Raw genomic sequence first — 21,835 nt, forward strand, 5'->3', positions numbered from 1 at the left:
GATGACGACCGAAGTGCGCGTCCCCACGCTGGGCGAATCCGTGACCGAAGCCACGGTGGCCACCTGGTTCAAGAAACCCGGCGATTCCGTCGCCGTTGACGAGATGCTCTGCGAGCTCGAGACCGACAAGGTGACCGTCGAGGTCCCCTCGCCCGTCGCTGGCGTGCTCGAAGACATCGTCGCCAAGGAAGGTGACACCGTGGGCGTGGACGCCCTGCTGGCCAATGTCGCCCCCGCTGGCGAAGCTGGCTCGACCACCGTCGAAGAGCGTCCCTCGGCCAAGGCCGAAGCGGCGCCCGCCGCCTCGGGCGGCGGCGAAGAGGTCAAGGTGATGGTCCCCACGCTGGGCGAGTCGGTCTCCGAGGCCACCGTCGCCACCTGGTTCAAGAAGGTCGGTGACAGCGTCGCCGCCGACGAGATGCTCTGCGAGCTGGAAACCGACAAGGTGTCGGTCGAGGTTCCCGCGCCCGCCGCTGGCACGCTGACCGCGATCCTCGCCGAGGAAGGCGCCACCGTTCAGGCTGGCGGCCAGCTCGCCGTGCTCGGCGGCGCATCGGGTGCCGCGGCCCCCGCCGCAGAGGCGCCGACGCAATACGACACCCCGCCCGCAGGCGACGCCAACGGCTCCAAGGACATCGAGGACGCTCCGGCGGCCAAGAAAGCCATGGCCGAGGCTGGCATCAGCCGCGATCAGGTTCAGGGCTCGGGCAAAGACGGCCGCGTCATGAAGCATGACGTCTCCGCCGCGCTTTCGGCTGCCAAATCGGCACCGGCTCCGGCCGCCCCGGCTCAGGCCAAGCGCGCCCCGAGCCCGGCAGAGGACGCCGCCCGCGAAGAGCGCGTCAAGATGACCCGCCTGCGCCAGACCATCGCCAAGCGCCTCAAGGACGCGCAGAACACCGCGGCCATGCTGACCACCTACAACGAGGTGGACATGACCGAGGTGATGGCGCTGCGCTCGCAGTACAAGGACCTCTTCGAGAAGAAGCATGGCGCCCGTCTCGGCTTCATGTCCTTCTTCACCAAGGCCTGCGTGCACGCGCTGAAGGAAGTCCCCGAGGTGAACGCCGAGATCGACGGCACCGACGTGGTCTACAAGAACTTCGTGCACATGGGCATCGCCGCCGGCACGCCGCAGGGCCTCGTGGTTCCGGTGCTGCGCGACGTCGACCAGAAGTCCTTCGCCGAGATCGAGCTGGAGATCGCCGAAAAGGGCAAGCGCGCCCGTGACGGCAAGCTCTCCATGGCCGAGATGCAGGGCGGCACCTTCACCATCTCCAACGGTGGTGTCTACGGCTCGCTGATGTCCTCGCCGATCCTCAACCCCCCGCAGTCGGGCATCCTCGGCATGCACAAGATCCAGGACCGTCCGATGGTCGTCAACGGCGAGATCAAGATCCGCCCGATGATGTATCTCGCGCTCAGCTACGATCACCGCATCGTCGACGGCAAGGGCGCCGTGACCTTCCTGGTCCGCATCAAGGAAGCCCTCGAGGATCCGCGCCGCCTGCTGATGGATCTCTGATCCAGCCCCGGGGCGCCCGCCAGACGCGGCGCGCCCCGAAAGACATTCGTCCCGCCCGGATCCCCGGATCCACGCATCCCCGGGCGGGACCCACAGCGCCGATATATCTGCGATGGAGGTCCCGATGAGCCAGCAGCTCCTGCTCCGCTACGACAGTTTCGACCGCACCCGCTTTGACGACGAGGCGGAAAACCGCGCCAACGCCGGGCTCACCCTGCTGCAGCTCTGGCTTGAGGACAGCGCGGCGCATTGGGCGCTTTTCTCCGTCAACGACATCGACAAGGCCAAGAGCTGGCTCAAGCAGGACGAGGCCCTCGGCCACGGTCCCGCCGTAGCGCATTTCCTGAGCACCGCCTGAGCCGCCGATGACGCCCGAACTTTTCGCACTCACCCTCGCCGCATTGCTGCAGGTCGCGCAGATGGCGCTCTATTCCGTGCTCGCGCAACGTCAGGTCGGCCGCGACTACGCGGTTTCGCCGCGCGACGAGGGCCGCGAGCTGAGCGGCCTTGCCGCCCGCGCGCAGCGCGCCATGAACAACCATTTCGAAGGGCTGATCCTCTTCACCATCGCCGTTGTGGTGGTGACCTATTCCGATCAGGGCGGCAGCGGCTCCGCGCTCTGCGCGCTGACCTATCTTGTCGCCCGCGTGCTCTATGTCCCCGCCTATCTCTACGGCTGGGCGCCGTGGCGCTCGCTGATCTGGGCGGTGGGCCTGCTGGCCACCGTGCTGATGCTGCTCGGAGCGCTGCTATGACCGCGCCCCGCCCCGCTCTTCGTCTAGAGAAAAATATCCCGGGGGACGTCCACCGCAGGTGGACGGGGGGCAGCGCCCCCGCCGCCCCCACCGCTTTCGAATATGCATGGATTGTGCATGCGATGTGCATGCCCCGTGCCCCCAGAATTACCCGATAGGAGACCCCAATGGCACAATACGACGTCATCGTGATCGGCGCCGGCCCGGGCGGCTATGTGGCCGCCATCCGCTGCGCCCAGCTCGGCCTGAAAACCGCCTGCGTGGAGGGCCGCGAGACCCTCGGCGGCACCTGCCTCAACGTGGGCTGCATCCCCTCCAAGGCGCTGCTGCACGCCTCGCACCAGCTGCATGAGGCAGAGCATAACTTCGCCAAGATGGGCCTCAAGGGCGCCGCGCCCAAAGTCGATTGGAAGCAGATGCTCGCCTATAAGGACGACGTGATCGGCCAGAACACCAAGGGCATCGAGTTCCTGTTCAAGAAGAACAAGGTCGACTGGCTCAAGGGCTGGGGCTCGATCCCCGAGGCCGGCAAGGTCAAGGTCGGTGACGAAGTGCACGAGGCCAAAAACATCATCATCGCCACCGGCTCAGTGCCCGCTTCCGTGCCGGGCGCAGAGGTCGAGGTCGACGAAAAGATCGTCGTCACCTCCACCGGCGCGCTGGAACTTGGCAAGATTCCCAAGAAGATGGTCGTCATCGGCGCTGGCGTGATCGGTCTCGAGATGGGCTCGGTCTACGCCCGCCTCGGCACCGAGGTCGAGGTGATCGAATTCCTCGACGCCATCACCCCCGGCATGGACGCCGAGGTGCAGAAGACCTTCCAGCGCATGCTGTCGAAGCAGGGCCTGAAGTTCACCATGGGCGCGGCTGTCTCCAAGGTCGAGACCAAGGGCGGCAAGGCCACGGTCAGCTACAAGCTGCGCAAGGACGACAGTGAGCACACCACCGAAGCCGACGTGGTGCTCTGCGCCACCGGCCGCGCGCCCTACACCGACGGGCTTGGCCTCGAGGCGCTCGGCGTGAAGCTGACCAAGCGCGGCCAGATCGAGACAGACGGCCACTGGCAGACCGCCGTGAAGGGCGTCTACGCCATCGGCGACGCCATCGAAGGCCCGATGCTGGCCCATAAGGCCGAAGACGAAGGCATGGCCTGCGCCGAGGTCATCGCCGGCAAGGCGGGCCATGTGAACTACGAGGTCATCCCGGGCGTGATCTACACCCACCCCGAGGTCGCCACGGTCGGCAAGACCGAGCAGCAGCTCAAGGAAGAAGGCCGCGCCTATAAGGTCGGCAAGTTCTCCTTCATGGGCAATGGCCGCGCCAAGGCCGTGTTTGCGGGCGAGGGCTTCGTGAAGCTGATCGTCGACAAGGAAACCGACCGCGTGCTCGGCTGCCACATCATCGGCCCGTCGGCTGGTGACCTGATCCACGAGATCTGCGTGGCGATGGAATTCGGCGCCTCCGCCGAGGATGTCGCGCTGACCTGCCACGCCCACCCGACCTTCTCGGAAGCGGTGCGCGAGGCGGCGCTGGCCTGCGGCGACGGCGCCATCCACGCCTGATCCCCTCGCCTGAGAAATGCAAAGGCCCCCGAGCACTGCTCGGGGGCCTTTTGCTTTGGGCTCCCCAAAAGCGAAACCGAAGGCGACCCGGAATTCGAACCGGAAAGCCACGGTTTCAACCTCTAATTGCCGCCACGTCACAGTGTCCTTGCCGGATCGTGAAAACGGGGAGTAAGCTCAACCTAGGAACGATTATTTCTCGCTATTTCGCGCCATCCGGACCCGATCTTTTCCGGTCATTCAGCAGGGAACCGATTTCATGTCCAAACTCGCCCTCACCTCCGCCCTGGCCCTCACCCTCGCCGCGCCCGCTGCCTTTGCGCAAAGCGGCGATCAGGATCTCTCGACAGCGGCCAGCGACCCGACAGCCTCTCTCACTGCATATGTGTTCCAGAATTTCTACACGTCGCAGTATCACGGGCTCGACGACGAAGACGGCAATAAGCTGCAATTCCGCATGGCGGTGCCCTATGAGCTGGGCGGCACCAGCAACATCTTCCGCCTGACCCTGCCCTATCTAACCAGCAGTCCCAGCGACAACACCGGCTTTTCCGACGCGACGGTGTTCAACCTGACCACGTTCAACCAAAGCTGGGGGCGTTTTGGCGTCGGTGCCGTTGCGCTCATTCCCAGCGGCGACGAAGACCTCAGCACCGAACGCTGGGGGCTTGGTCCGGCGGCGGGTTTCATCGCGCAGGCGAACTGGGGCATCTGGGGCGTGTTCAACCAGAACATCATCGACATGGGCGGCGACGCCGACCGCGATCCGGTCGACCTGTCGATCATCCAGCCCATCGTCAACGTCTCGATGGCTGACGGCTGGTCGGTTGGCACCTCGGATATGTCGATCACCTACGACTGGGACGCCGAGGAATGGGTGAGCCTGCCGCTTGGTGTGCAGCTCAACAAGCTGGTCACCATGGGCACCACGCCGGTGCAATTCGGCCTGAGCTACGAGTATAACTTCTACGACGACGGCAATGGCCCCGAGGACACCTTCGGCTTCACCATGAAGATCCTCGTCCCTTAAGCCCAGTGCCCTGAACCCTGAGCCCTGTCTGCTGCCCCGCGCCTACCAGAGCGTGGCGGCGGCCCGAGCGGGCCATTCGCGATCATAGGCCTCGCCGTCGGTGGCGCCCTGCGTCGCTTCGGCGAGGAACTGGCCGATGGTCGGCAGATCGGCGCTTTCGTCTTTGCCCGACCATGTGCCTGCCCGCATCAGCGCACGGGCGCATTGGGTGTAAATCTCGGAAATCTCGATGATCGCCACGGTGGCGGGCAGCCGGCCCTTCTTTTCGAAGCGTCCCCGCATCCCCTCGTCATCGGTCAGCCAAGCGGTGCCGTTCACCCGCACCACATTGGTGCTGCCGGGGACGAAGAACATCAGCGACACGCGCCCGTCCTCGACGATGTTGCGCAGCGAGTCTAGCCGGTTGTTGCCGCGCCAGTCGGGCATCGCCAGCGTGCCGGGGTCAAGCTCCAGTACCACCGGGCCATCGTCGCCGCGCGGCGAGCCATCGGTGCCACCCGCGCCGACGGTGGTCAGCACGCAAAGTTTCGACGCCTCGATCCAGCGCCGATAAAGCGGCGTCATCCGCCGCACCACCTTGTCCAGCGCCGCCCCCGCAGGCGTGCCGTAAAGCGCCTCGAGCCCTTCGATCGTGTCAATCCTGCGCAAATCCCGCCTCCTTCAGCAAACGGTCGGAGGCCGCCTCGACCTCGGCTTCGAGCTTGGCAAGAAACGCCTTGTTCGGCATCCCGGGCTCGATCACCGGCAGAAACTCCACCACCGCCGTGCCGGGCTTGCGGTAGATGCCGCGCTTGGGCCAGAACACACCGACATTGGTCGCCACCGGCACGCAGGCCTCGCCGCTTTGGCCATAAAGGATCGCGGTGCCCACCTTGTAAGGCAGCTTCACGCCGGGCGGCACGCGGGTGCCCTGCGGGTAGATGATCAGCTGTCCGGGGTGCTCTTCGGCGCTTTTCTTCACATCCGCAACCATCTTCGAGATCGCCGCCCCGCGCTTGCCGCGGTTGACCGGCACGCAGCCGATGCGGGTGGCATATTGGCCAAGGACCGGGGTGAACAGAAGCTCGCGCTTCATCACGAATTTGCCCGCGGGCACCGCGCCGAACAGCAAGATGATGTCGAAAAAGCTCTGGTGCTTGGCGGCGATGATCAGCTCGCCCTGCGGGATCGGGCCGCGAACCTCGCTCTTGAGGCCAACCATCCACGCCGCCGTCCAGCGCACCCAGCGGCACCAGCTGACGCAGGCGACGCGCGCACCGCGGCTTGAAAACAGCGCCCATGGAAAGAGCAGCAGACCGATCACCGCCATGGCGAAATAGGCTTGCCCGATGAATATCAGCGAGCGGGTCCATTGCAGCGCGTAGGCCATCAACTCAAATCTCCAAGCACCCGGCGCGCGGCGATCGCCGTCGCGGCAAAGGCCACTGCCGCCGTCAGCACGGGCACCAAGAGCGGGAACACCCAGTGCCAGCCAACGAAGGACAGGCCGGTCAGAAAGCCCGCGGTCTCATCGCTCGCAGGCATCAGCAGCAGCGCGCCGGTGCCGAGCGCCGCGCCCACCGCCGCGCCGCCAAGCGCCCGCAGGGTGAAGCGGCGCACGAAAGCGCGCGCGATATAGGCATCGGTGGCGCCGACCAGACGCAGCACGGTGATCACCTGCGCATTGGCGGCCAGCGCGGCATTGGCCGCCAGCGTCACCATCGCCGCCACCGCGCCCGCGATCAGCAGGATCGACACCGCGCCCAGCAGCCGCAGCCGCCCCGCAGCCGCCACCAGCGGGCGGCGCCAGCGGGTGTGGTCATCCAGAACCGCGCCGGGCACTTCGGCCTGCAGGCGCAGGCGCAGACCGGCGGGCTCGTACCCCTCGGCGTCCTCGATCACCTCGATCAACTGCGGCACCGGCAGATCGGCCAGCGGCAGATCGGGCCCAAACCACGGCTCGAGCAGCGCCTGCTGCTCCTCTTCGGTCAGCGCCCGCGCCGAGGCCACGCCCGGCGTCTGCGCCAGCAGCCGCAGCGCCGCCTCGGTCTGCTGCGCCTGTTGCCCCGCCGGGGCCGAGATGCGTACGGTGGAGGCGCGCGCCAGTTCCTCGCCCCAGCTGTCGGCGAGCCGCCCCGCCGCCAGCGAGAGCGCCAGCGCAAAGACCGCCAGAAACGCCATGGCGGCGGCGGCGAACAGCGTCAGCCGCGCGGTGAAGCCGGTCGGCGGCACGACCCGGTCCGCGCCTTTGTCGCCGTGGGTCAGCGCCCCGAGGGAATCCCGCACCAGCCTCACAGATCGGCCCCCGCGGCCTGCAGCCGCCGGTTCGAGATGCGCAGCACCCGCGCCTGCACCTGGCTCTTGGCCGAGCGGATCAGGCCAAGATCGTGCGTGGCGATGAGAATGGTCTTGCCCATCCGGTTCAGCTCCACCAGCAGCCGCAGCAAACGCTGCGACATTTCCCAGTCGACGTTGCCGGTGGGCTCGTCGGCAAGGATCACTTCGGGCGACATGATCACTGCGCGCGCCAGCGCGGCACGCTGCCGCTCACCGCCCGACAGTTCCGGCGGCAGCGCCTCGGCGCGGCTCTTCAGCCCGACCCATGTCATCAGTTCCACGAGGTTCTGCGTCAGATCCGGGCCACCCTCGCCCGCCACGGTCAGCGGCAGCGCGACATTCTCCGCCACCGACAGATGGTCGAGAAACTGGCAGTCCTGATGCACCACGCCGATGCGGCGGCGGCTCATCGCGATGGCGTCGCGGTCCATGCGCCGCACGTCCTCGCCAAACAGCCGCGCATGGCCGGAGGTGGGCACAAGCGCGCCGTAGCAGAGCTTCAGCAGCGTGGTCTTGCCGGCGCCCGACGGCCCTGTCAGAAAGTGGAACGACCCGGGTGCCAGCTGCAGCGTGAGCCCGCTCAGCAGCTCGCCCCCGCCGTAGCTGTAGGCCACATTGTCCAGTTCGATCACGCCCGCGCGCCCCCGGTAAAAACGATGCCCTGTTGTGCCCGAGCCGCGACGCAGTTGCAATCCGCCGTTCCCCGGGAAATTTGGCTTTCGCGCTCGCCCACAGCAACCTATTGTCAGCAAAGGGATGTGGCCAGAACAGATGGAAAGCTCAAGATAATATGCGGCTGATTTGCCCCAATTGCGGCGCGCAATACGAGGTGCCGGTCGACGTGATCCCAACCGGCGGTCGCGACGTGCAATGCTCCGACTGCGGCCACACTTGGTTTCAGCTTCACCCCGACGATGCGCCCGATGATCCGGGTAGTGATCTGGGCGATGATCTTTCCGGTGATCCGGTCGCCGAGAAGGCGTCGGCGGACGAGACGCAGAGCGCCCCGGCGGGTTATGACGATGCTCTGGACGACAGCGCCGAGCCAGCGGACTTGGGCGAAGCGCCCGACGAAGAGCCCGAGCACGCGGCGGAGGACGACACAGCGGAAGTCGACCATTCCGAGATCGACCACGCCGGGATCAACGAATTTGCCGCCGAACTGCGCGCCGCGCTCGCCGCGCGAGATGGCTATGACGTTGAAGACCGCCCCGCGCCGCAGCTAGAGGCACGCGCCGCAGAGCCGGTGCTCGACCCGCCGCTGCCCCCCGAAGAAGTTCCCGTGCCGCGCCGGCCGTCGCGCGCTGCCCGCGGCCTCGATCCGTCGGTGGCCGAGGTGCTGCGTCAGGAAGCCGCCCGCGAAGCGCGCCGCCGCACCGACGCCGATCCGCTGGAAAGCCAGCCCGAGCTTGGCCTCGGCGCGCCCGAGGAGGATGAGGCCGCCCGCCGCGCCCGCGACGCGCGCACCCATATGGCCCGCATCCGCGGCGACGCGCCGCTGAGCGGCGCAGAGGACATCGACCCCGACCTCGACCCGGGCACCGAGGAGGAGTCTGCCGCCGAGACGGCCCACGACCCCTTCGCCCCCGAACCTGAACATCCCGCGCTCGGCAACTCACGGCGTGAGTTGCTGCCGGACATCGAAGAGGTCAACCAGACCCTGCGCGTCTCCACCGAGCCGCGCCGAATGGAAACCGCACAGGGCCGCGCGCTCGACGCCGAGGAGGAAGAGCAACAGGGCAGCAACTTTGCCCGCGGCTTCGGTCTGATGCTGATCCTCGCGGTGCTGGCGGTGCTGATCTATGCGCTCGCGCCAGTGATCACCGGCGCCGTCCCGGCGCTCGCCCCGCTGATCGACCCATATGTCGCGGCGGTGGACGGCCTGCGGCTCTGGCTCGGCGGGCAGCTTGCCGCGCTGATCGGCTGAGGCGCCGCGCGCCCCTTCGTCTAGATGAAAATATCCTCGGGGGAGTTCGAGGGGGCAGACAGCCCCCTCGTTAACCGCCCTCGTTCAGCAGCGCGGACTTCGCGTCAGCCGCGGCCCTTCCACGGCACCAGCTTGCGCTCGGCCAGCCGCATCAGCATGTCGATGCCAAAGCCGATCACCCCGATCAGGATGATCCCCATGATCACGATGTCGGTCAGCTGGAACTTCGACGCGACCATGATCATCATCCCCGCGCCTTTTTCTGCAGCCACCAGTTCCGCGGCCACCACGGTGCCCCAGCAGACGCCCATGGCGACCCGCGCGCCGGTGAAGATATCGGGCAGCGAGTTGGGGATAATCACATGGCGCAGGATCTGCACCTTGCTGGCGCCCAGCGAATAGGCCGCGTGGACCTTCGAGATCTTCACCCCCGACACCCCCGAGCGCGCCGCGATCGCCATGATCCAGAGCGCCGCGAGGAACAGCAGGATGATCTTGCCCGCCTCGCCGATGCCGGCCCAGATGATCACCAGCGGGATCAGCGCCAAGGGCGGCACCGGCCGCATGAACTCGACAATCGGATCGAACCAGCCGCGGAACCAGTCCGAGAGGCCCATGGCATAGCCCAGCGGAATGCCGATCAGCGCGCCAAAGAAGAAGCCCGCGATCACCCGGAACAGCGACCAGCCAAGGTGCTCCCAGAGCGTGCTGTCGCGGTAGCCGTCGCGGGCGATCTCGACCAGCCTAGACAGCACCGCCTCGGGCGCGGGCAGCCAGATCGGCTCCATCTGCCAGCCCTTGGCGGGCTCAAAGTTCAGCGTGCCCTTGGGCGACATGCCGACACGGCCGAACTCGGTCATGACCTCTCCGCCCGGCGCAATGGGCGTGCCGTTGACCGCCACGATGGTGTGGCCCTCGTCGCGTCCGTACTCGTCGTTGCGGTCCACCCGCACCAGCCCCGAGCGCCACGCGCCGACGCTTGCCGCGTCATCCTTGGCCCAGCCGGTGCCGGGGTCGACCTCGGGGTCTTCGCTCTCCTCGCCCACCGGGAAGACGCGCACGGTGACGGTGGCGTCATCGGGCGCCACCCCCTCGGCTTCGGCGGTGTAGGTGAACGTGGCATCGCCCACGAACGGCCCCGGCGCATGCAGGAACTTCGGCACCCAAGTCGAGCCGGTGAACGCCCCCCAGAGCAGGAAGATGGTCAGGATCGAGATCACGCTGGCAATGCGGCTCGGGCGCACGGCGCTCTCGTCGCCGAAGGTCACGGTCTTGCGGGCGGTGAAATCGTTGAGCGCGCGGTGCACCAGCAGTTTCACCAACAGCCAGCTGACCACGAAGATGGCGATATAGAGGGCAAAGACGATCATGACGCGGCCCCCGCTTCGCTGCGGCCCATGATCTCTTCTTCCATGTTCCAGATCATTCCCAGAATCTCTTCGCGCGTGGTGGCGAACTCGGGGTGTTTCTTGACCCCGCGCAGGTCCTGCCCAGCGCCAAGCTCGGCAAAGGGCAGACGGTATTCGCGGTGGATGCGGCCCGGACGCGGCGCCATGACCAGCAGGCGCTCGCCCAGCAGCAGCGCCTCTTCGACCGAGTGGGTGATCAGGATGATCGTCTTGCCGGTCTCTTTCCAGAGCTTCAGCACGAGGCTCTGCATCTTCTCGCGGGTGAGCGCGTCAAGCGCCCCCAGGGGCTCGTCCATCAAGATCACGTCGGGATCATTGGCAAGGCAACGGGCCAGCGCCACGCGCTGCTGCATGCCGCCCGAAAGCTCGTAGACCGCCTTTTCCTTGAAGTCGCGCAGGCCCACCACATCGAGCAGGTGATCGACGTTGGCGCCGTAATCCCGCTCGCGCTGCCCAGCCATGCGCGGGCCAAAGCTGACGTTGTCGCGCACGTTCATCCATTCGAAAAGCGCGCCCTGCTGGAACACCATGCCGCGCTCGGCGGCGGGACCGCGCACGTCGTGACCATTGAGCACGATCTTCCCCTCAGTCGGCGCAAGAAAGCCCGCGACGATGTTGAGCAGCGTGGTCTTGCCGCAACCCGAGGGCCCCAGCACCGACAGCAACTCGCCCTGCGCGAGGTCCAGCGACACGTCCTTCAGCGCTTGCACCGAACTGCCATTGGGCAGGTCGAAGCGCATCGACAGGTTCTGGATGGATAATCCGCTCATGGTCCGCCTTTCGCAGCCTGGCGCTGCGGTTTGGGGCAGATGCCCCGTCTTGTATTTCTGTAAAGAGCGTCCCGGCGGCAGCCCCCCACCGCCGGGACAAAAGACCTGAGGGCCTTACATCGAGCCCGCCGAGGACAGCGGGCCGGTGTTCACATGCTCGGCGTAGCTGTCGAGCGAGGCGTCGATCGAGCCCGCCTCGACGAAGACATCCGCCACACCCTTCATGAACTCGGCAGCGGCGCCGCCAAGCCACTTGTCGGAAAGCTGGGTCTCGGCGTCGGGGAAGACGAAGGTGGCCAGCGTCTCGGCGGTGGCGTCCTCGTCCATGCCCGCGTCCTTGGCGATCACCGGCAGCATCTCCGCGTGGTTGGCCTCATCGGCCCACATGGCGTTCGCCTCGGCGGTCACCTTCAGGAAAGAGGACACGAGATCAGAGTTCTCGGCCACCCAAGACGCCGGGCCCGAGGTCACGTCGAACACAAGGATGCCGAGGTCTTCTTTCTCAGCCCCGGTCAGCAGCACGTTGCCGTGCTCGAGCATCCGGCGCAGCGAGCCGCCCCAGCCGCAGGCCATATCGACCGAGCCCTGCGCGATGGCCGCCGCGCCATCCGGCGGCGCCATGTCGACGATCTCGAGGCTGTCGAGCGGCACGCCGAAGTGGTCCATCTGCTTGAGGAAGCCATAGTGCGCGGCGGTGCCCAGCGGCACGGCGACTTTCTTGCCTTCAAGCTCGTCGGCGCTGTCCTTGTCGATCTCCAGATCGGAACGCACCACGCAATTGTCGTTGTCGGCATAGCTCACCGCGACGTCGAGCGCCTGCAGGTCCTGCCCCGCCGAGACGGCGACCACGAAGGGCGGCACGCCTTGGCTGACCGACAATTGCACGTCGCCCGAGGCCATGGCGGCGGACATCGCGGTGCCGGTGTCGAAGCTCACCCAGTTGATGTCGACACCCATTTCCTCTTCGTAGGTGCCCATCGCCTTGGCGTATTCGAAAGGCATCGGCCATTCGAGGAAATAGCCCACGGTGATGGTCTCGGCGCTGGCAGCGCCAGCCAGCAGCGCCGCGGCCCCGGCCGCCCCAAGCAGACTTTTCTTGATCGTCATCTGGTTTCTCCCGTTGTCCCGCCCCGTCTGTTCCCGCGAGGCATTTATTCGGCCCACCCCAAGGGGCGACCGGCTCGGCCCGATCCGAACGGAAATCCTCCGCTCAATCAATGGGCAATGCCCGCATATGCAGCACTGACCCTTGGTTCGCTCAAGGCCGCTGCTCAAAACGCAGGCACCAGCGGTCGGAATTTCCCCAATAAATTCGGCCCTTCGCGCCAACTGGCCTTAATCCGCGCGAACTGGCCTTACACATGGGTGAAATCTGGCACTAAGACTTCGCTGGACTTCGGGCGCATGTGCTAGCATCCCGCATCGCGGTTCATCGCCTCTTCGCGCCGCTCCGGCGCCCGATTTGTCAGGAGACACCCCATGGATGGCACCCTCACCCAGAACGACCTGAGCCACGTGGTCGAGGCCGACAAGGCCCACGTCTGGCACCACCTGATGCAGCACAAGCAGTTCGAGACCAGCGACCCCAAGATCATCGTCGAGGGCAAGGGCATGCGCGTCTGGGACCAGACCGGACGCGAGCAACTGGATGCGGTCTCGGGCGCTGTCTGGACGGTGAACGTGGGCTATGGCCGCAAGAGCATCGTCGATGCGATCTCCGAGCAGCTGATGAAGCTGAACTACTACGCCGGTGCCGCGGGCTCGATCCCCGGCGCGTTGTTTGCCGAGCGCCTGATCGAGAAGATGCCGGGCATGAGCCGCGTCTACTACACCAACTCGGGGTCTGAGGCGAACGAGAAGGCCTTCAAGATGGTCCGCCAGATCGCGCACAAGCGCTACGGCGGCAAGAAGCACAAAATCCTCTACCGCGAGCGCGACTACCACGGCACCACCATCGGCGCGCTCTCGGCAGGCGGCCAGTTCGAGCGCAACGCGCAATACGGCCCCTTTGCCCCCGGCTTCGTGTCGGTGCCGCATTGCCTTGAGTACCGCGCTGGCGATCAGGGCTGGGGCGATCTGTCGGGCGAGGCCTACGGCCAGCGCGCCGCCGACGCCATCGAAGAGGTGATCCTGCGCGAAGGCCCCGACACCGTGGGCGCGCTCTGCCTCGAGCCGGTGACCGCGGGCGGCGGCGTGATCGTTCCCCCGGCGGGCTACTGGCAGCGCGTTCAGGAGATCTGCCGCAAGTATGACGTGCTGCTGCACATCGACGAGGTGGTCTGCGGCGTGGGCCGCACCGGCACATGGTTCGGCTACCAGCATTACGGCGTCGAGCCCGATTTCGTGACCATGGCCAAAGGCGTCGCCTCGGGCTATGCCGCCATCGCCTGTTGCGTCACCTCCGAGCGCGTCTTCGACCTCTTTAAGGACGATGCCACGGACCCGATGAACTACTTCCGCGACATCTCGACCTTCGGCGGCTGCACCGCTGGCCCGGCTGCGGCGCTCGAGAACATGCGCATCATCGAAGACGAGAACCTGCTCGAGAACACCACCAACATGGGTGAGTATATGCTCGGCCAGCTCGAGGCGCTGAAGGACAAGCACGCCGTCGTTGGCGAGGCGCGCGGCAAGGGCCTCTTCCTTGGCGCAGAACTGGTGACCGACCGCGGCACCCGCGAGCCGATGGACGAGAAGCGCACCGCCGCCGTCGTGGCAGAGGTGGGCAAGCGCGGCGTCATCATCGGCATGACCAACCGCTCGATCCCCGGCTACAACAACACGCTGTGCTTCGCCCCGGCGCTGATCGCCACCAAGGACGACATCGACCAGATCGTCGAGGCCGTGGACGGCGCGCTCGGAACGGTCTTCGGCTGAAATGACCGACCATCGCATAAATGAACACGGGCAGCCCATTGGGTTGCCCGCCGAGGGTTCTTTTCCCCGCCCCTTCCCTCCGCACAAGCCGATGCAGGGCCGCACCGTCCGCCTCGAGCCCACCCAGCCCGCGCATGCCGCCGCGCTTTATGAGGCGCTCAGCAAGGACGAGAGCGGTCGCAGTTGGACCTACCTGCCTGGCAGCCCGCTAACCTCACTGGAGGATGCACAAAAATGGGTCGAAGCCTGCGCCGCCAGTCGCGATCCGCAGTTCTACACGCTTTGCGATGCCGATGGCACGCCGGTGGGAATCGCCTCCTACCTGCGGATTGACCCGAACAATGGCGTCATCGAAGTGGGTCATATCCACTTCAGCCCCGCCCTGCAGCGCAGCGCCGCAGCCACCGAAGCCATGTATCTGATGATGCGTAACGCCTTCGACGAGCTGGGTTATCGCCGCTACGAATGGAAATGCGACGCGCTCAACGCCCCGTCGCGCAGGGCCGCCGAGCGGCTAGGGTTCACCTATGAGGGCACCTTCCGGCAATCGGTGGTGACCAAGGGGCGGAACCGCGACACCGCGTGGTTCTCGATCCTCGACAGCGAATGGCCCAAGCTGAAGGCCCGGTTCGAGGCATGGCTCTCGCCCGCGAACTTCGGGGCGGACGGGCAGCAGATCACCCGCCTTAACGACATCTAAATACCTGAAAACAATAAAAAAGGGCCGCGAAATTCGCGGCCCTGATGCTCAGTCGAGCAGGAAAGATCAGCCGTTGACGCTGTCCTTCAGCGCCTTCGCGATGGTCATCTTGACCACTTTGTCGGCTTCTTTCTTGAACTGCTCGCCGGTGGCGGGGTTGCGCACCATGCGCTCGGGACGCTCACGGCAGTAGATTTTGCCCACGCCCGGAAGGGTCACGGCACCGCCGTCTGCAACTTCCTTGGTGATGATGCCGGTGATCGCTTCCAGAGCGGTCGACGCGGTCTTCTTGTCTGCGCCCATCTCTTCTGCCAGTGCGGCCACGAGTTGGGTTTTGGTCATCGGCTTCGCCATTTCATGGTCTCCTTGAACTGCCCGAGTACTTGGGCCCCATTGAGGTCACTTAACTCTATGTAGAGTCGAAACACAACGAATAGTGGCTTTTTGCAAGCGAAAACTACGCTATTTGCGCTGGAAAACGCCGGTTCAGAGGAAGGCTGTTTCGTCGAAGCTACGCAATTTGCGGCTATGGATCCTCTCAAGGGGCATTGAGCGGAGATGTTCCATGGCTCTTATCCCGATCATCAGGTGGCGCGCCACCTGAGTCTTATAGAAATCCGACGCCATTCCCGGCAGCTTCAACTCGCCATGCAGGGGCTTGTCGCTGACGCACAGCAAGGTGCCGTAGGGCACGCGGAAGCGGAACCCATTGGCCGCGATGGTGGCGCTCTCCATGTCGAGCGCGACAGCCCGGCTCTGGCTGAGCCGCTGCACCGGGCCGCGCTGGTCGCGCAGTTCCCAGTTGCGGTTGTCCACCGAGGCGACGGTGCCGGTGCGCATCACCCGCTTGAGGTCATAGCCGGAAAGCTGCGTCTCTTCCTCGACCGCATCCTCAAGCGCCACCTGAATCTCGGCCAGCGCCGGGATCGGCACCCAGACCGGCAGATCGTCGTCGAGCACCTTGTCCTCGCGCAGATAGGCGTGGGCCAGCACGAAGTCTCCAAGGCTCTGCGAGTTGCGCAGCCCCGCGCAATGCCCGACCATCAGCCACGCATGTGGGCGCAGCACCGCGATATGGTCGGTCGCGGTCTTGGCGTTCGACGGCCCCACCCCGATGTTGACCAGCGTGATCCCCGAGCCGTCCTTGCGCTTGAGGTGGTAGGTCGGCATCTGCGGCATCTTCGCGGTCAGCGGGATCTCTGTCTCGGCATCGGTGATCTCGACATTCCCGGTCGACACGAAAGAGGTATAGCCACTCTCGGGGTCCGCCAGTTGCGCCCGCGCGTAGGCTTCGAACTCGCTGACGTAGAACTGGTAGTTGGTGAACAGCACGTGGTTCTGGAAATGCGCCGGATCGGTGGCGGTGTAATGCGCCAGCCGCGCCAGCGAGTAATCCACCCGCTGCGCGGTGAACGGCGCCAGCGGCTCCGCCCCATCAGCAGCCGGGCGCGCCACGCCGTTGACGATGTCGTCATTGGTGGTGGTCAGATCCGGCACGTCGAAGACATCGCGCAGGATGAAGCTGCCCGCGCCTTCCTGCGGCACCGTCAGTTCGGGATAATTGGCGACCGCGAAATGCACCGGCATCGGCGTCTCCGAAAGGCCGATCTGTACCGGCACGCCGTGGTTCTCGAGCAGCAGGCCGATCTGCTGTTTCAGGTAATGCCGAAACAGGTCGGGCCGGGTGATCGACGTGGCATGGGTGCCGGGCTGCGAGACGTGACCAAAGCTGAGGCGGCTGTCGATTTTGGCAAAGCTCGTCGTGGTGATCCGCACCTCGGGATAGAACGCCCGATAGCGCACGCCGGGATGGCCCTCGGACATCGACGACAGGAACCGCTCCTTGAGGAACTCCGCGGCCTGCGCATAGAGCGCACAAAGCCGCTCGACCGCCGCCTCGGCATTGTCGAAAAGCTCGGGGCCCAGGGCCTCGGGGGAAACGATCTGCAATTTCGCCTGCATGTCCTGCATCTGCGGCTCCTTCCGCTATTTTGCCGGGCAGCGTGGCAGGAAGATGTGACGGGTTCAAGACCGGCTGAACCGCCCGCACCGGAACCGCGCCGCAGCGCCCGGCGTTCGCAGGCATGAGCCCGACGCCAGACCTCACCTATTACCCCGACAGCCGCCCCGGCATCCGCCGCAGGCGCTGTGGCCGCGGCTTTTCCTACACCGCTCCCGATGGCACCCGGATCGATGACAGCACCGAGCGTGCGCGCATCGGTGCTCTCGCCGTGCCCCCGGCCTATGAGGACGTTTGGATCTGCCCGCGGGCCAACGGCCACCTTCAGGCCACGGGCCGCGACGCACGCGCGCGCAAGCAATACCGCTACCACCCCGAGTGGACGGCATTTCGGGCCGAGCGGAAATACGGTCACCTCGCCATATTCGGGGCCGCGCTGCCGGGGGTGCGCCGGGCGATCCTCACGCAACTGCGCGAGCGCGATCCCGGAGACAAGGCCTTCGCCCTCGCCGCAACGCTGGCGCTGCTCGACCGCGCCGGGCTGCGCGTGGGCAATGCCGATTACGCCAAGGAGAACGGCAGCTATGGGGCCACCACTCTGCGCGGCACGCATTTGCGGCTCGACGGGGGCACTCTGCGGCTGAATTTCCCCGGCAAGGGCGGCAAGCGCGTGCGCAAGGTGCTGAAGGATCGGACGCTCGAGCGCGCGCTGTCCCGCCTCGACGACCTGCCGGGGCGCGCGTTGATCGCATGGCTGGATGAGGAGGGCGTGCCGCACACGCTGCACTCTGAAGAAATCAACCTCTGGCTGGCCGAGCGCACCGGCGACGCGCAGATCACCGCCAAGACCTTCCGCACATGGAATGGCAGCGTCGCGGCGCTGGAGGCCGCGCAGAGCGCCCAGAAGTCCAGCGCGACGATCAGCATCAAGACCATGGCCGAAGCCGCCGCCGAGCGGCTGGCCAACACGCCCACGGTGGCGCGCAATTCCTACATCCATCCAGAGGTGATCGCGCTGGCCGAGAGCGGCCTGCCGCCGCGGCTCGACAAAGCGCCAGAGCGCGCCGGGCTGCGCCGTACCGAAGCGCAGCTTTTGGCGCTGCTCGGCGGCTGAGCCTCAGCCGGGCCGCAGCCCGGTCTCGACCAGCATGCCGCGCCGTTTGGCCTCGTAGTAATAGCCCCGCGCGTACCAGCCGATCGCCCGGTCCTGACTGCCATCGGACAGCAGCCAAGCGCCGCGCAGGTATTTCACCCCATAGCGAAGGTTGGTGTCGGCATCGTAAAGATCGCTGGGCGCACCGCGAAACCCCATGCTGCGTGCGGTTGCTGGCAGAATCTGCAGCAGGCCGTAATAAGGCCCGTTGCGCGCCTCGGGATTATGCGTGCTCTCGCGGATGGCAAGCCGGTGCACCAGCTTTCGCGGCACCTCGTAGTAATCCGCCCAGCGGTTGATCGAGGCCCGCAGCTCTGGCGTCTCATTGGGATAGAGCGGCGGGTTGAAGCGCTGAACCGGCTGGGCCTCTTCCTGCTGCGCAGAGCAGGCGGCCAAAGGCGACACAAGCAGCGCAAGCACCGTCGCGCGGCGGGTCATTTCGGTCTTTCGGGACATGCGGGAATACCGGCTGTTTCACGACGGTGACTAATTAACGCGATCTTAAAGCGCTGCCTATCGCCAAGAGCGCCTGCCGTCGCGGCGCGGCCGCTCTTCGGCGAAAGCTTGCCGGCCCGCGGGGCACCTGACAGGCCTTGCCAAGCCCCGTGCCGCGCCCCAGTTTGCGCCGCATGACAGGAACACTCCTCACCCTCGGCCATGGCTATTGCGCATGCGCCCTTTCACGGCGCCTGCAGGCGCAGGGCTGGCGCATCCTCGGCACCCACCGCGACCCCTCGAAAGCGGATGACTTGCGGGTACAGGGCGTCGAGCCGGTGCTGTGGGAAGCCGCCGCGCTCGAGGCCGCGCTGGCCGAGGCCAGCCATGTGCTCGTCTCCGCAGGCCCGCGCGACGGCGGCGATCCGGCTCTGGCCGAAATAGGCTCCGCAATCAAGGCGCGCGCCGCCGATCTCACTTGGGTCGGCTACCTGTCGACCACAGGCGTCTATGGCGATCACGGCGGCGGCTGGGTCGATGAGGCAACGCCCCTGACCCCCAGCACCGCCCGCGGCAAGGCCCGCAAGCAGGCCGAGGAGGCGTGGCAAGCCATCGACGGGCTGGCGCTGCACATCTTCCGCCTCGCGGGCATCTACGGCCCCGGGCGCGGCCCCTTCGAGAAGGTAAGGCAAGGTACGGCGCGGCGCATCATCAAGCCAGGCCAAGTGTTCAGCCGCATCCATGTGGAGGATATTGCGCAGGTGCTCGAGGCGTCGATCCGCAAGCCCCGCCCCGGCGCAATCTACAATCTCTGCGACGATAACCCGGCCCCGCCAGAAGACGTATTGCTGCACGCCGCCGAACTGCTGGGCATGCCGCCGCCGCCCGCCGTGAACTTCGACGAGGCCGACATGAGCCCCATGGCGCGCAGTTTCTACGCGGAAAACAAGCGCGTGCGGAACGACCGCATCAAGCAGGAACTGGGCATCGAGCTTCTCTACCCGGACTATCGAAAAGGCCTCGCCGCCCTGCTCGCAGAGGAAAGCTGAGGCCTTCCTCTTGGCAAAAATATCCCGGGGGAGCCCGCCAAAGGCGGGCGGGGGGCAGCGCCCCCAACCACCAGTGCTCTCGCGTTAGCCGCGTCCACGGTAGGGCGGCACGCCCTGATCGGGGATCCACACGCCCTCAGGCATCGGCCCGGTCTGGTAGAAGACGTCGATCGGGATGCCGCCGCGCGGATACCAATAGCCGCCAATGCGCAGCCATTGCGGATCGAGAAACTCCGCCAGCCGCCGCGCGATGGAAATGGTGCAATCCTCGTGGAAGGCGCCATGGTTGCGGAACGCGCCGAGGTAGAGTTTCAGCGCCTTGCTCTCGACCAGCCATTGCCCCGGCACATAGTCGATCACCAGATGTGCAAAATCGGGCTGTCCGGTCATCGGGCAGAGCGAAGTGAACTCGGGCGCGGTGAAGCGCACGTTGTAGGCCACATCGGCCTGCGGGTTGGGCACGCGCTCGAGCTCCGCCTCTTCGGGCGAGGCGGGCAGGACTGTGGCGCCGCCGAGTTGCTTGAGGTTGCTGTAAATGCTGTCGGTCATTTCGGGATCTCCGGAAATGGAAATTCAGACGCCGCGCTTGTTGCCCCAGAGGAGCACATGCAGCTGCGGAAGGATGCGGGGCGTGAACCAACCGTCGGCGGTGGCACATTCGGTGAGCCACAGGAGGCGATCGGCGAGGCTTTGCGGGTCGACCGGCACGTCGGGGTCGACCTCAGGGTTGCCGGGCTGCAGGTAGAGCGGCAGATCGGGGTGACGGGCATGGGCGTCCTTCGCCCAGGCATAGTCAGCCTCGTCGAAGATGACGATCTTCATGACGGTTTGCCGCGCGCCCTGCCCCGCCTGCACGCAGTCCGCGAAGGCACTCCAGTCCACGGTCTCACCGCTCGAGGGCGGCTTGGGGCTGAGCACCAGCGTGTCGAGCCGCCCGAACCAGCCCCGCGCCACCGAGCCCTGCGTTTCGCAGGCAAAACGATAGCCCTCGGCCCGACCCATCTCGATCACCGGACCGAAGTCCTGAATCGCCGGATTGCCGCCGCTCAGCGAGACGGTGATCGGACGCCCGCCCGAAAGCCGCGTGACCTCGGCCCAGACCTCGGCGTCGCTCATCGGCGTCCACGTGTGGCGAAAGGCGCTGTCCACCGCGTGCAGACTGTCACACCAGCTACAGCGGTAATCGCAGCCACCGGCACGGACAAAAACCGTGGGCTCGCCGATCAGCGCGCCCTCGCCCTGGATCGTCGGGCCGAAAATCTCGGCAATGCGCAGACCCATGTCAGGCCGCCAGCGGCGCGGGCCGATATTCGGCCCATGTCTTCGGCGTTTCGCTGACCTTGACCGAGGCGGTCTCGGGCCAGCGCGCGGCGCACCACTCGTAGAAATGCCGAGCGAGGTTCTCGGCGGTGGAGGCCACGTTCAGCACATCGTTGAGATGCCGGTGATCGAAGCTCTCGTCGATATAGGCCTTGAGCGGCGCCAGCTCGTGATAGTCGCGCACGAAACCGTCGGCGTTCAGTTCGTGCGCCGCCAGCTCGACCACGACGATGTAATTGTGCCCATGCATCCGGGCGCATTGGTGATCTTCGGGCAGATGCACAAGCTGATGCGAGGCGGAGAAGTGAAACTCCTTGCTGATGCGATACATCACGCCTCCTCCCGCGCTGCGATGGCCTGCTGCCAGAAGTCCGGATCGGCGTAGATTGTGGGATCGGCGACGCCCGCCAGATGGAAGGCCTCACGACGCTCGACACAGGTGCCGCAGCGCCCGCAATGGGTCTCGCCGCCCTTGTAGCAGGACCATGTCTGCGCGAAGGGCGTGCCGTGCTTGGCGCCTTCGGTGACAATGTCGGCCTTGGTCCGCTCGACGAAGGGCGTGTAGAGCGACACATCCGCGTAACCGTCGAGCGCATGCCGCTGCATGGTCTCGAAGGCACGGGTGAAGCCGGGACGGCAGTCGGGGTAGATGAAATGATCGCCGCCATGCACGGCGGTAGCGACCGCCTCGTCGCCATTGGCCGCGGCAACGCCGAAGGCGATGGCCAGCATGATGGCGTTGCGGTTCGGGACCACGGTGATGCGCATGGTCTCTTCGGCATAATGCCCGTCGGGCACGTCGATGTCGGAGGTCAGCGCAGAGCCGGTGAGCGCGGCGCCGATGGTGCGCATGTCGATGCGGTGGAACGGCACGCCGAGGCGTTCGGCGGCGGCCTTGGCGAAGTCCAGTTCCTTGGCATGGCGCTGGCCATAGTCGAAGGACACAAGGCGGGTGAGGTCGTGCCGTGCTGCGACCATATGGGCGAGCGAGACAGAATCCAGCCCGCCGGAGCAGATAACGATAGTCTTCATGGTTTAACCCTTGTT

Annotated in this window: 24 protein-coding genes; 10 read left to right on the forward strand and 14 right to left on the reverse strand. The window is 66.1% G+C overall.

Going from position 1 to position 21,835, the window contains the following annotated elements:
- Position 1 precedes the first annotated feature (1 nt).
- From odhB to AYJ57_RS04615, 5 genes are all read left to right on the forward strand, one after another.
- A complete protein-coding gene (gene odhB / locus AYJ57_RS04595) occupies positions 2 to 1,525 on the forward strand; it encodes a 2-oxoglutarate dehydrogenase complex dihydrolipoyllysine-residue succinyltransferase (protein WP_066101857.1) in 1,524 nt (507 codons plus the stop codon).
- 124 nt (positions 1,526 to 1,649) lie between these two features.
- Entirely contained in the window at positions 1,650 to 1,883 is a 234-nt protein-coding gene (locus AYJ57_RS04600; RefSeq protein WP_066101860.1) for a hypothetical protein, read from the forward strand.
- Positions 1,884 to 1,890: 7 nt separating this feature from the next.
- Positions 1,891 to 2,280 (forward strand): MAPEG family protein, encoded by a 390-nt coding sequence (locus AYJ57_RS04605; protein WP_066101863.1) that lies wholly within the window; start codon positions 1,891 to 1,893, stop codon positions 2,278 to 2,280.
- A 167-nt stretch (positions 2,281 to 2,447) separates the two neighbouring features.
- On the forward strand, positions 2,448 to 3,842 hold the full coding sequence (gene lpdA / locus AYJ57_RS04610; RefSeq protein ID WP_066101866.1) for a dihydrolipoyl dehydrogenase: 1,395 nt from the start codon (positions 2,448 to 2,450) through the stop codon (positions 3,840 to 3,842).
- A 259-nt stretch (positions 3,843 to 4,101) separates the two neighbouring features.
- Positions 4,102 to 4,872, forward strand: a complete 771-nt coding sequence (locus tag AYJ57_RS04615) for a hypothetical protein (RefSeq protein ID WP_066101869.1) — start codon at positions 4,102 to 4,104, stop codon at positions 4,870 to 4,872.
- Positions 4,873 to 4,914: 42 nt separating this feature from the next.
- On the opposite strand, the gene AYJ57_RS04620 is transcribed toward AYJ57_RS04615, so the two are convergent.
- From AYJ57_RS04620 to AYJ57_RS04635, 4 genes are read right to left on the reverse strand one after another with little or no spacing between them, the layout of a single operon-like run.
- On the reverse strand, positions 4,915 to 5,520 hold the full coding sequence (locus AYJ57_RS04620; RefSeq protein ID WP_066101872.1) for a pyridoxamine 5'-phosphate oxidase family protein: 606 nt from the start codon (positions 5,518 to 5,520) through the stop codon (positions 4,915 to 4,917).
- Positions 5,507 to 6,241 (reverse strand): lysophospholipid acyltransferase family protein, encoded by a 735-nt coding sequence (locus tag AYJ57_RS04625; RefSeq protein WP_066101875.1) that lies wholly within the window; start codon positions 6,239 to 6,241, stop codon positions 5,507 to 5,509. Before AYJ57_RS04625 ends, AYJ57_RS04620 begins: the two co-directional genes overlap by 14 nt.
- Positions 6,241 to 7,137, reverse strand: coding sequence for a cell division protein FtsX (locus AYJ57_RS04630; RefSeq protein WP_237220193.1), 897 nt, complete (start codon positions 7,135 to 7,137; stop codon positions 6,241 to 6,243). The genes AYJ57_RS04625 and AYJ57_RS04630 overlap by 1 nt, the downstream gene beginning before the upstream one ends.
- A 5-nt stretch (positions 7,138 to 7,142) precedes the next feature.
- Complete coding sequence (locus AYJ57_RS04635) at positions 7,143 to 7,820, reverse strand: cell division ATP-binding protein FtsE (RefSeq protein ID WP_066101881.1); 678 nt, start codon at positions 7,818 to 7,820, stop codon at positions 7,143 to 7,145.
- Between the two features lie 158 nt (positions 7,821 to 7,978).
- Here AYJ57_RS04635 and AYJ57_RS04640 point away from each other — a divergent pair, with 158 nt between their 5' ends.
- Positions 7,979 to 9,115 carry a zinc-ribbon domain-containing protein gene (locus tag AYJ57_RS04640; protein WP_066101884.1) on the forward strand — a complete coding sequence of 379 codons (1,137 nt, stop codon included), beginning with the start codon at positions 7,979 to 7,981 and terminating at the stop codon, positions 9,113 to 9,115.
- Between the two features lie 104 nt (positions 9,116 to 9,219).
- On the opposite strand, the gene AYJ57_RS04645 is transcribed toward AYJ57_RS04640, so the two are convergent.
- The 3 genes from AYJ57_RS04645 to AYJ57_RS04655 all read right to left on the reverse strand — a co-directional run bounded on the left by AYJ57_RS04645 (position 9,220) and on the right by AYJ57_RS04655 (position 12,401).
- The gene (locus AYJ57_RS04645) at positions 9,220 to 10,485 is read right to left on the reverse strand and encodes an ABC transporter permease (RefSeq protein ID WP_066101887.1); all 1,266 of its coding nucleotides are present in this window, start codon (positions 10,483 to 10,485) and stop codon (positions 9,220 to 9,222) included.
- Entirely contained in the window at positions 10,482 to 11,294 is an 813-nt protein-coding gene (locus AYJ57_RS04650; protein ID WP_066101890.1) for an ATP-binding cassette domain-containing protein, read from the reverse strand. Before AYJ57_RS04650 ends, AYJ57_RS04645 begins: the two co-directional genes overlap by 4 nt.
- 114 nt (positions 11,295 to 11,408) lie before the next feature.
- Positions 11,409 to 12,401, reverse strand: coding sequence for a taurine ABC transporter substrate-binding protein (locus AYJ57_RS04655; protein ID WP_066101893.1), 993 nt, complete (start codon positions 12,399 to 12,401; stop codon positions 11,409 to 11,411).
- Positions 12,402 to 12,773: 372 nt separating this feature from the next.
- On the opposite strand from AYJ57_RS04655, the gene AYJ57_RS04660 reads away from it, so the two are divergent.
- Both AYJ57_RS04660 and AYJ57_RS04665 read left to right on the forward strand, forming a co-directional pair.
- The gene (locus AYJ57_RS04660; RefSeq protein ID WP_066101896.1) at positions 12,774 to 14,171 is read left to right on the forward strand and encodes an aminotransferase family protein; all 1,398 of its coding nucleotides are present in this window, start codon (positions 12,774 to 12,776) and stop codon (positions 14,169 to 14,171) included.
- A gap of 1 nt (position 14,172) precedes the next feature.
- On the forward strand, positions 14,173 to 14,871 hold the full coding sequence (locus AYJ57_RS04665) for a GNAT family N-acetyltransferase (protein WP_066101899.1): 699 nt from the start codon (positions 14,173 to 14,175) through the stop codon (positions 14,869 to 14,871).
- 66 nt (positions 14,872 to 14,937) lie between these two features.
- On the opposite strand, the gene AYJ57_RS04670 is transcribed toward AYJ57_RS04665, so the two are convergent.
- Both AYJ57_RS04670 and AYJ57_RS04675 read right to left on the reverse strand, forming a co-directional pair.
- The gene (locus tag AYJ57_RS04670; protein WP_066101901.1) at positions 14,938 to 15,225 is read right to left on the reverse strand and encodes an HU family DNA-binding protein; all 288 of its coding nucleotides are present in this window, start codon (positions 15,223 to 15,225) and stop codon (positions 14,938 to 14,940) included.
- A gap of 132 nt (positions 15,226 to 15,357) precedes the next feature.
- Complete coding sequence (locus tag AYJ57_RS04675) at positions 15,358 to 16,842, reverse strand: AMP nucleosidase (protein ID WP_066101904.1); 1,485 nt, start codon at positions 16,840 to 16,842, stop codon at positions 15,358 to 15,360.
- A gap of 113 nt (positions 16,843 to 16,955) precedes the next feature.
- On the opposite strand from AYJ57_RS04675, the gene AYJ57_RS04680 reads away from it, so the two are divergent.
- Positions 16,956 to 17,945, forward strand: a complete 990-nt coding sequence (locus tag AYJ57_RS04680) for a DNA topoisomerase IB (protein WP_066101906.1) — start codon at positions 16,956 to 16,958, stop codon at positions 17,943 to 17,945.
- Between the two features lie 3 nt (positions 17,946 to 17,948).
- Here AYJ57_RS04680 and AYJ57_RS04685 read toward each other — a convergent pair whose 3' ends face one another.
- Positions 17,949 to 18,422: a lytic transglycosylase domain-containing protein gene (locus AYJ57_RS04685; RefSeq protein ID WP_066101909.1), complete on the reverse strand. Its 474-nt coding sequence runs from the start codon at positions 18,420 to 18,422 to the stop codon at positions 17,949 to 17,951.
- Positions 18,423 to 18,613: 191 nt separating this feature from the next.
- Here AYJ57_RS04685 and AYJ57_RS04690 point away from each other — a divergent pair, with 191 nt between their 5' ends.
- Complete coding sequence (locus tag AYJ57_RS04690; RefSeq protein ID WP_066101911.1) at positions 18,614 to 19,468, forward strand: SDR family oxidoreductase; 855 nt, start codon at positions 18,614 to 18,616, stop codon at positions 19,466 to 19,468.
- Positions 19,469 to 19,552: 84 nt separating this feature from the next.
- Here AYJ57_RS04690 and queF read toward each other — a convergent pair whose 3' ends face one another.
- The 4 genes from queF to queC are packed head-to-tail and all read right to left on the reverse strand — an operon-like array spanning position 19,553 to position 21,820.
- Positions 19,553 to 20,017, reverse strand: coding sequence for a preQ(1) synthase (queF, locus tag AYJ57_RS04695; RefSeq protein WP_066101913.1), 465 nt, complete (start codon positions 20,015 to 20,017; stop codon positions 19,553 to 19,555).
- 24 nt (positions 20,018 to 20,041) lie between these two features.
- Positions 20,042 to 20,749, reverse strand: coding sequence for a 7-carboxy-7-deazaguanine synthase QueE (queE, locus tag AYJ57_RS04700; protein WP_066101918.1), 708 nt, complete (start codon positions 20,747 to 20,749; stop codon positions 20,042 to 20,044).
- Between the two features lies 1 nt (position 20,750).
- On the reverse strand, positions 20,751 to 21,119 hold the full coding sequence (gene queD / locus AYJ57_RS04705; RefSeq protein WP_066101921.1) for a 6-carboxytetrahydropterin synthase QueD: 369 nt from the start codon (positions 21,117 to 21,119) through the stop codon (positions 20,751 to 20,753).
- Positions 21,119 to 21,820, reverse strand: a complete 702-nt coding sequence (queC, locus tag AYJ57_RS04710; RefSeq protein ID WP_066101924.1) for a 7-cyano-7-deazaguanine synthase QueC — start codon at positions 21,818 to 21,820, stop codon at positions 21,119 to 21,121. The genes queD and queC overlap by 1 nt, the downstream gene beginning before the upstream one ends.
- Positions 21,821 to 21,835: the final 15 nt, after the last annotated feature.

It is taken from the genome of Salipiger sp. CCB-MM3 (assembly GCF_001687105.1).
Lineage (GTDB): Bacteria > Pseudomonadota > Alphaproteobacteria > Rhodobacterales > Rhodobacteraceae > Salipiger.